We start from the raw sequence: 8696 nt of genomic DNA, 5'->3' as shown, positions 1-8696 counted from the left end.
GCGCAAGAAGTTGCGCAGTTGGGGAAATCGGCCGGGAGCATTTCAAGAGGCAAAACGAGCGTCGACTGACCGATCGATCGTCGCCGACAGGCACCCACTCACTGACGACTGAATGCGCTCGCCATCGCACCTCATGCGCCATGACCCTGTAAACTGTCGGCCAACTTGTCCCCCCCTCAAACGAGAGCTGCCCATGGCCAACCACGACCTCACCTTCGTTCCCGATCTCGATGCCGACTCCATCTCCTCCGACGTTGTCGGTTTCGGCGGCGTGCTGGTCTCCACCCAGATCCCGACCCGGGCAGACGGCAGCCTGGAACTGGGCGATATCACCCTGCAGAGCGAATGCACCCTGCAAGCCCTGAAGGTGGCACTGGAGCGCGCCGGCAGCTCGANNGGACAGGGTCATGCACCTGACCATCTACCTCACCGACATGGCCGACCGCGCCGCCTTCAATGCAGTGTACCAGCGCTTTTTCGCCAAACCATGGCCAGTGCGGGCCGCAGTTGGCGTGGCCGCCCTTGCGGTCGAAGGCATGCGCGTGGAAGTGACGGCCATGGCGGCCAAGGGCTGAGACCAGCCGTAGGCGGTCACCTGGCTCAGGACCGCGGCAGGCAGGCCAGCATCTGACGAATACGCTGCTGGGTATAGCCGGCTCGCGCAGCCGCCTCATCGATCGACTGCCGAGTCACCGTCTGCTCGATCAACCCGCCTTTGCGGGAAAATCCGGCCTGGCCAAGCACGACGAAATCGACTGGCTCGCTGATACCGTTGTAGGCACGGATATCGCTGGCGCTGCTGGCTGCTCGCCCTTTCCGGCAGCCGTCACCCGGTTTGTCCGGGGAGGACCGAAAAGGGGGCGTCAGGCCTGACTCGACAGCGCTGCAGCGCTGCCCCACAGGGATAGGGCCGGATGCCTGTGCGGTGATTGCATTGGTGTGCAACAACTGGTGCAGCGCGATTGAGCCTTCGCCAAAAGCCGGCCCGCTTTCGCCCACAAGCGCGAACGTGCCGTGCAGGCCCTTGCCTGCGACCCAGACGATCGATCCCAGCATGCTCGCCTTGGCGGCCACCGCTATGGGCAGTGACTCGGAGTCCAGAGGCTGCACCTGGCCATCCACCTTGTGGCGCAATGAGGTAGTGGAAACATAGCTCTGCACCGTGGCGCCGCTCACGGTGTCAAGCAGCGGCCCCTTGCGCAGGCGGCCCTTGCCATTTCCGATGAGGTAGCGCCCATTGCCGCAGGATGTTCTGGCCTGCCCTGGCGCAAAGGGCTCGACTTCCATGGCATACACGCAGAACTCGGGCGTGTGCTCGGCAAACCCTTTGAGTTCCGCCTTCAGAAAAGCGTTTCGGCAATCAAGGTCGCATCGATAGCGGACACCTTTGCGCATGATCGAAAGGCCGTTGGCGATATAGGTGAACCCATGATCGCCAACGGTGTAGGCGCCCTTGCCACCATCTGGATTCACTGCCAGCCGCGCACGCACGGCGATCGAGCCATCCTTGAACACTCGCGTCACCAACACTCGGGAATCACCCTTGCTGCTGGTCAGTGTGCCAGGCGTACCGCAATCCTCGGCGCCTGAAGCCATTGACGCGGCGAGCAGAAAGCCCGCAGCAAGCCCGGACAGTACCGTTGCGCCAGACATTCTCGATCCCCCCAGCTCAAGGACCAGCCGCAGGAGCGGCGGAGATACTGATATAGAAGTCGATGGTGACTTCGCCCTTCTGGCTATCCGTCAGATAGGCCTTCAGCGGTTTCTGGGTCTGCCTGAGCGCCTTGACCTCCACCCAGTAGCTTCTGTTTTCAGTAATCACCCTGATTTCGGCAGCGCCCTGATCGGATGAGTCCTGGGTTGCGTAGGTGATGCGCAGGTCGCCGGAGGAGTTCAGGATCAGAAAGCGCTCCTGCCCGCCTGCCGCCATGTCCAGTGTGGATCCGGATGGCAGCCCTTTGATCGAGGGCACTTGCCCCTGAAACGGGTTGCAACCGGGAGCATCACTGTCAAAGCCCGGTGCAGTGGTGTAGATGCGCGCAATCCATTCATTGGCCTCGTCGGCCAGCAAGGCCGCCTGGAGCTGCTGCTGGGCATTGAAACGTCCATTGATGGAAATAGGCGCCAGGCCGGCTGACCACGCGTTCTTCGTGCCGTCTGGCGGGGGAACCGGCCGTGACCCGATCGCGTCGGAGATGATCCGGTACGTCACCTCAGGGGCAGGCTGCAATGCAGCCAGGTAGTTGTTGAGCGCCGCGACGATTTCGACCAGTTTCTCCTTGTACACCCTGTCGAATGCCTTCGCCCTGGAAATCGCGCCATACAACGAGTAGGCATTGGTAATCGACACGGCTCCAGAGCCAGCCTTCAGCTGGGCGATGCGCCTTATCAGCTCGTTACCCTCCTCCAGGCTGGCCCGCTCGTATATCGACTCGACACACATCACCGCTTGCACGCCACGGTGATAAAGCTGCTCTCTGGTGGGTTTGTACTGCGCAGCGGAAAAACCATAGAGCGATGCACTGCCAGCCGCAAGCGCTGCCACCTGGTGACCGTTGCCTGCAGTGACGGCCTTGTAGCCCCCAAGACCCAGCGCACCTGCCAGCGCCAATGACGATCCCGACTGCCAGTAGGCCAATCCGTTGGTCTTGCCCTGGAGCTCCATGCGGATCTTGCTGGCCAGTTGCGAGCCAGTGGCAGTCTTTGTTTCAGGCGCGATACTCTGCACATAAGGGTTGAACAGCGCACAGGATGCGAGCAGCGCGGCCCCGCCCATGACCAGCAGTCTGACCAGCCGTATCGTCATGATGCCAATCCTTTGGAAGGCTGTAACAACGACGATAGATCCGCCATGGCAAATAGCAAGTGCGCCAGTATTTAAGACGCCTGCAGCAGTCCTATGCTTCGACTCAGTGCCCAGTGCGAGCAGGATATGTTTCACCAACCCCCTGTTTCCAGTACCCTCGACGCAACTGCGGACATACATCTGATTCCATGCGAAAACTTCTGCTTGGCGCCCTGGCGCTTGTTCTGACTGCCATGCTCCTGGGCTATGGCCTGTGGACCGAACAACGCCCGGCCGGCCACTACCTGTCCGACCTTCGTGTTGAAGTGGCGCTGAACCAGGGCGTGCCCACCGACAAGGGCAATCTGCTGGGCATCGAGCCACTGCTGTATCCGGGCGACTACCAGAACCTGGCCCTGCTGCACCGCAAGCTCGCCGCCTACCTTGAACACGCTCGCACCCAGGGCCTGGTCGGCCCGCGCACGATCGTGGTGCTGCCCGAGCATATCGGCACCTGGCTGTGGGCCCGCGGCGAAAAGAAAGAGCTGTACCAGGTCACCCGCCTGCAGGAGGCCTGGCAATGGCTGGAGCTGAGCAACCCGCTGCGCTACGGACTGGCGATGTTCAACGCCGAGGGNNGACGACCGCAGAGCCGATGCGCACCTGCGCATGAAGGCCACGCAGATGGCAGCCGACTACCAGCAACTGTTCGGCGGCCTGGCCAGGGAGTTCGGCGTGACCCTGGTGGCCGGTTCCATCGTGCTGCCCACGCCGTATGCAGAGCAAGGCATCCTTCACAGTGGCAGCGGCGCGCTGTACAACAACGGCGTGGTATTCGCCAGTGACGGCAAGGTGATCGGCCAGCCGCAACGCCAGCAATACCCCGACAGTGAAGTGCGCCGCTTCATCCGCAGCGGCGATGCCTATCCGCTGCAAGTATTCGATACACCCGCAGGCCGCCTCGGCGTATTGGTGGGCAGCGACAGCTGGTACCCGGCCAACTACCAGCAACTGGCCGCGCAGTCGGCGCAACTGATCGCGGTACCCGCCTTCATCAGCGGCCGAGACAGCTGGACCGCCCCCTGGCGCGGCAACCGCCACCAGCCGATGGCCGTGAGCCTGCCGCTCAAGGCCGGCCAGGTCGAGGAAGGCCAGGCCTGGCAGCGCCTGATCGGCCACGGCCAAAGCGCCGATACCGCCCTGCTGAGCGTGTTCCTGCGCGGCCAGTTCTGGGAAATTGCCGGCGACGGCCTGGGCTTCACCAGCCGCGACGGGCACTACGTCAGTGCCAGCAGTCATCCCGGCGCGCGCCTGCTCAACCTCTGGCTGTAACCGATGAACCGACCACGGGTACGCCTGGGGGATCTGTCGGTGGGATTCATCCAGAGCCTTGCGCAGGCGCTGCAGCAACTGGGGCATGATCCGGCCCCCCTTCTGCAACGCTACGGGCTTGTGCCTGCACGGCTGGCCGAAGCCGGTGCGCGCCTGTCGATTCCGCGCTACATGCACCTGGGCCATGCCGCCATTGCACTCAGCAACGAACCGGCGCTGGGCTTGCACATGGGCCGCCTGAGCCGCCTGAACCAGGCCGGCCTGGCCGGTGTAGCCGCCGCCCAGGCCCCTACCCTGGGCGAGGCCGCGCGTACGCTGGTGCGTTTCGAGCCGCTGTACGCCGCCAACTACCGTGGCCAGTCCAGCCTCCATGAGGACAATCAGGGCGCCTGGCTGCGCTTCTATTCGATCAGCCCGTACAACGACTACAACCGCTTCGTGGTCGACTCGGTACTGGCCGGCTGGCTGGCACAACTGTCGGGGCTGGTGGGGGTGGCAGTGCAGGCAGAGCGCATGGAGATCGAGTTTTGCGCGCCCGCCTATGCCGACCGTTACCAGGCCCTGTGCAGCAGCCCGGTGCAGTTCGGGGCCACACATAATCAGTTGCGCCTGGACCGCGCCAGCCTGGCGCTGCGCAACCCGGCCCATTGCCCCAGCACCTGGCAGCACCTGTTGCAGCTATGCGAGCAGGAACTGGCGGAGCGCACGCGCATGCGCAGCCTGGCTGAGCGTATCGCCCATCTGCTGGGGCCGTTGCTCAACGGCGGACGTGAACCGGACCTGGGTGAAGTGGCGGCGCAGCTGCAACTGCCCACTTGGACCTTACGGCGCAAGCTGGCCGAGGAAGGCACGCAGTTTCGGGCGATTCTGAACGACACGCGCCGCGATCTGGCTGTGACCTACATCCGCGACACGGAGCTGGCCTTTGGCGAAATAGCCTACCTGCTGGGGTTTGCGTCGGCAGAGGCCTTTCAGCGCGCATTCAAGCGCTGGAACGGCGTGACGCCGGGGGACTTTCGCCGCAGCCAGCGGCGGGGCGCATAAGCCCGATCAGAGCTCGGTAGCGTCTTCGGCCGGCTCTGGCGGGTCGAGTTCGAATGCGCGGTATTCCAGCAGTTCTTCTTGATAGTCGTCCATTGCCTGCTCCTTGGTTTTCTCGATCATGTCATTGAGTCGTGCTTCACCCTAAAGTGCCCAGGTGAAGAAAAAATGACCGTGACGTGACAGGCTGGCGCAAGGTGGCTCGCCCTTCGCTGGCAAGCCAGCGAAAAGCACAAGCGCTCAGCCCATTGAGATAAACGTAGCAGGCAATCGATGATTTATCCGATGCGTCACAGCGGCGCAGGCGCGTCGGGCGTCGGGGCCGCTGGAGGCTGCGCCGGTGCGGCGGCAGGCTCGGTGGGCGGTGCAGTCTGTTCGACCGTGATCGGCGCCGCATCCTGGGGCGGCGCCACAGGCTGCGAGCTCTTGCTGTCGTCGACCAGCGGTGCAGCCGGCGCTTGCGCTGCCGGTACCGCCACCACCGGCGCTGCAACCTCGGCAGGTGCCGCAGGGGCCGGAGCCTGCACCGGCGCAGCCTCGACGGCCGGAGCGCTTGGCGCAGCAGGCGCAGGTTCGGGCACTCCCAGGTCGAGAGCCGGCTTGGCGGGTTCGGCCTTGGGCTCGACCTTTGCCTTCTTGCTCGGCTTGGGCAGGAAACTCTCGACCAACGCAAAGTAGCGCTCGTAGAACTTGGGCGAGGTCACCGTTTCGCTGGCCACTTTGACCATGGAGTCGTCCGACGAGCCGATCGGCATCGACACCGACCCCAGCACACCCACCCCGAGGCTGGCCGAAGTGTTGGATTTTTTCAGCGCATAACGGTCCTGCAGGGCATTGGCGAACATGGTCGAGCGCTGACCGGAACCGGTGTCGTTGGCACAGACCACGTTGAAGCTGATCTGCAGGTGCGAGTCGCCCGTCTGCTGGAAACTCTTGTTGCCATTGACCTGGCCCGGTTCGCTGGTGGTGATGATGTAGCCCTGGCTGAGCAGCGCGCGCCGGGCAGCCTCGCAGGTACCTGCTTCGCTGACCGGAAAGCTGCGCGAGAAGGTGCCCGAGTCGTCGAAGTTCTCGTGTTCGTAGATGGCGGCTTTCTTCGAGGAACAGCCGGCAACGCCCGCCAGCACAAGGGCCAGCCCGAGCGCAGTGAAGACGGTTGACTTTGACATTGAAAATCCTGCGAAAAACGGTCGGCGCCTATTGTGCATCACATCCGCAGATGACTGAAACCGCAACCGGGCGATCCGGCACTAAATTTCACCTGCACAGCGGCTGGCCTGCACTACACAGCCATCCTGAACCATTGGTCGCGATTTTTTTCGCTCACTATTTAACCAGCTTTCCCACGTCATACCGGGAAATGTCTGACTCCCCGCTACACCTTGAGCCCATCGATACTGGCCCGGCATGCGACAGAAAATGGCAATACGCCACTACATCAGCCACTGACCATCGACCCAGGAGCATTGAAGGTGAAAAACATATCGGTGAAAGTGAAGCTGGCCCTCGGTTTCGCGAGTATCGTGCTGCTGATGGCGCTCCTCGCCGTGATCGGCATTCGCAGCCTCAACACCCTGACCACCCGTGCCGATCGGCTGGNNGTCGGTCAATCACGTGCTCGACCACACCAATGACATTCGCGCCGCGCGCCTGTCGTATGAACACCACGGCGATGAAAACCTTGCGGCGCAATTGAACACCTCTTACAGCACCCTGGTGGCGCTGATCGAGGAGAACCTCCAGCGCCTGGACGACGCAGTGTCCAGGCAGCAGTTGCAACACGTGCTGGAAAACATGCAGGGCTACATGCAGCAGTTTCGCCAGCTGCAAACCGCCCAGCAGGACATAGGCCGCATCCAGGCCGATTCCGAGCGCCTGGGCAGCAGCCTGCAGAACGATGTCCGTACACTGACCCAGGCGCTGTACCAGGACGACGCCAGTAACGTCCGTCGCGACCTTGCCACCCTCAACGACGCCCTGAGCGACCTGCGCCAGAACAGCCTGGCCATGATGCGCGAGGGCAGCACCAAACGCCTGGACACGGTGCGTGAGGCCCACACGCGCGCCAATGACAGCGTGAAGCGCCTGGGCAGCCGTCACCCGCAACTGGGTAGACTGCCCTCCGACCTGGACCAGTACCTGCAACTGGCCGAGCGCTTTGCCCGCGATGTCGAGCAGCAGGCCCGCAGCCGTACGGTGCTGGTGAGCAATATCGAAACCAGCCTGGAAGCGATCAATACGCTGATCGCACGCCAGAATCAGCTCAGCGTCGACGAGTCCAGCCACAGCCGTGCGCTGATGCTCGGGCTGCTGGTTGGCGCCATGCTGCTGGGCGGTGCGATCGGCTGGGTGATCATCCGCCAGATCACCCGGCCGTTGCAGCAGGCCGTAGTGATCGCGCGTCGTATCGGTGCCGGCGACCTGAGGGATAACAGCAGCGAGCTGCGCCGTGACGAGTTTGGCCAGTTGCTCCAAGCCCTCTCCCAAAGCGGCGACAACCTGCGCGGTGTGCTGGGCCAGGTGGGCACCGTTACCGCTCAGTTGTCAGCGGCGGCCGAGCAGCTCTCGGCCATCACCGAACAGACCCGTGCCGGCGTCGACAGCCAGAAACTGGAGACCGACCAGGTCGCCACGGCCATGAGCGAAATGGTAGCCACGGTGCAGGAAGTGGCGCGCAATGCCGAGCAGGCCAGTACCGCCACCCGCCAGGCCAACAGCCAGGCCAGCCAGGGCAATCTGGTGGTACAGCGCGCACTGACCCAGATCGACCAGTTGGCCGACGACATCGGCACCTCCGCCGACGCCCTCGGCAGGTTGTCCGAAGAGAGCGAACGCATCGGCAGTGTGATGACGGTGATCAATGCCATCGCCGAGCAGACCAACCNNGTGGTGGCCGATGAGGTGCGCGGGCTGGCCCAACGCACCCAGCAGTCCACCGCAGAGATCGAGACATTGATCGGGTCATTGCAGCAGGGTGCGCAGAGGGCTGCAGAACGCATGCACACCAGCCAGGGCATGGTCGGTACGACAGTCGGGCTGGCCAATGAGGCAGGCGTGGAGCTGCAGGCCATCACACACACGGTCACGCACATCCAGGCCATGAACGTGCAGATCGCGACCGCCGCCGAACAGCAGAGCGCGGTAGCCGAAGAGATCGGTCGCAGCGTGATCAGTGTGCGTGATGTGGCCGAACAGACGTCCACCGCCTCGGCGCACACTGCCACCTCGGCGGCAGAGCTGGCGCGCCTGGGCACTGAGCTGCAAGGGCTGCTTTCGCGCTTCAAGGTCTGAGGGGCATATTCTTTCGCCAGCAAGGCCGGCACCTGCAGGCAGTACGTCGCCAGCAGGTGCCAGCCTTGGCGGCCAGGCTTTTCTGCAGGCACAAAAAAAGCGACCCTNNAACCGACTGAACTACCGCTGCGTATCGCACAGGCTTTCACCTGTTTGAAACTGGGATCTGGCCTGAAGCCTTGGCTTCGGACCTCAAACCGGTTGTTGAACCGATCTGGAGAAAAGTGGCGCAGCGGACGGGACTCGA

General features: G+C 63.3%; 5 protein-coding genes and 2 pseudogenes. 4 read left to right on the top strand and 3 right to left on the bottom strand.

What is annotated here, in order from left to right:
* The first annotated feature begins 193 nt into the window (after positions 1 to 193).
* Positions 194 to 575: pseudogene (locus tag B4I46_RS06425) on the top strand (RidA family protein).
* Between the two features lie 25 nt (positions 576 to 600).
* Here the strand turns inward: B4I46_RS06425 and B4I46_RS06420 are convergent.
* Both B4I46_RS06420 and B4I46_RS06415 read right to left on the bottom strand, forming a co-directional pair.
* On the bottom strand, positions 601 to 1653 hold the full coding sequence (locus B4I46_RS06420) for a hypothetical protein (RefSeq protein WP_286899145.1): 1053 nt from the start codon (positions 1651 to 1653) through the stop codon (positions 601 to 603).
* Positions 1654 to 1669: 16 nt separating this feature from the next.
* Positions 1670 to 2806, bottom strand: a complete 1137-nt coding sequence (locus B4I46_RS06415) for a hypothetical protein (protein ID WP_286899142.1) — start codon at positions 2804 to 2806, stop codon at positions 1670 to 1672.
* A gap of 188 nt (positions 2807 to 2994) precedes the next feature.
* Between B4I46_RS06415 and B4I46_RS06410 the strand changes: the two are divergent.
* Together B4I46_RS06410 and B4I46_RS06405 are read left to right on the top strand one after the other, a co-directional pair.
* A pseudogene (locus tag B4I46_RS06410) lies at positions 2995 to 4117 on the top strand (nitrilase-related carbon-nitrogen hydrolase).
* A gap of 3 nt (positions 4118 to 4120) precedes the next feature.
* Positions 4121 to 5161 carry an AraC family transcriptional regulator gene (locus B4I46_RS06405; RefSeq protein ID WP_043862838.1) on the top strand — a complete coding sequence of 347 codons (1041 nt, stop codon included), beginning with the start codon at positions 4121 to 4123 and terminating at the stop codon, positions 5159 to 5161.
* 287 nt (positions 5162 to 5448) lie between these two features.
* Here B4I46_RS06405 and B4I46_RS06400 read toward each other — a convergent pair whose 3' ends face one another.
* Positions 5449 to 6327, bottom strand: a complete 879-nt coding sequence (locus B4I46_RS06400) for a DUF2242 domain-containing protein (RefSeq protein WP_088514334.1) — start codon at positions 6325 to 6327, stop codon at positions 5449 to 5451.
* Positions 6328 to 6952: 625 nt separating this feature from the next.
* Between B4I46_RS06400 and B4I46_RS06395 the strand changes: the two genes are divergently transcribed.
* Positions 6953 to 8449, top strand: a complete 1497-nt coding sequence (locus B4I46_RS06395) for a methyl-accepting chemotaxis protein (protein ID WP_422662686.1) — start codon at positions 6953 to 6955, stop codon at positions 8447 to 8449.
* Positions 8450 to 8696 lie beyond the last annotated feature (247 nt).

It is taken from the genome of Pseudomonas sp. UBA7500 (assembly GCF_002478435.1).
Taxonomy (GTDB): Bacteria; Pseudomonadota; Gammaproteobacteria; order Pseudomonadales; family Pseudomonadaceae; genus Aquipseudomonas; species Aquipseudomonas palmensis.
Note: the sequence above shows the minus strand (reverse complement) of the source record. Positions and strands in the feature narration are given on the sequence as shown.

Coding starts and splice junctions, on each gene's coding strand:
- B4I46_RS06415 (WP_286899142.1), bottom strand. CDS start 2,806: ATGACGATACGGCTGGTCAGACTGCTGGTCATGGGCGGGGCCGCGCTG.
- B4I46_RS06400 (WP_088514334.1), bottom strand. CDS start 6,327: ATGTCAAAGTCAACCGTCTTCACTGCGCTCGGGCTGGCCCTTGTGCTG.
- B4I46_RS06420 (WP_286899145.1), bottom strand. CDS start 1,653: ATGTCTGGCGCAACGGTACTGTCCGGGCTTGCTGCGGGCTTTCTGCTC.
- B4I46_RS06405 (WP_043862838.1), top strand. CDS start 4,121: ATGAACCGACCACGGGTACGCCTGGGGGATCTGTCGGTGGGATTCATC.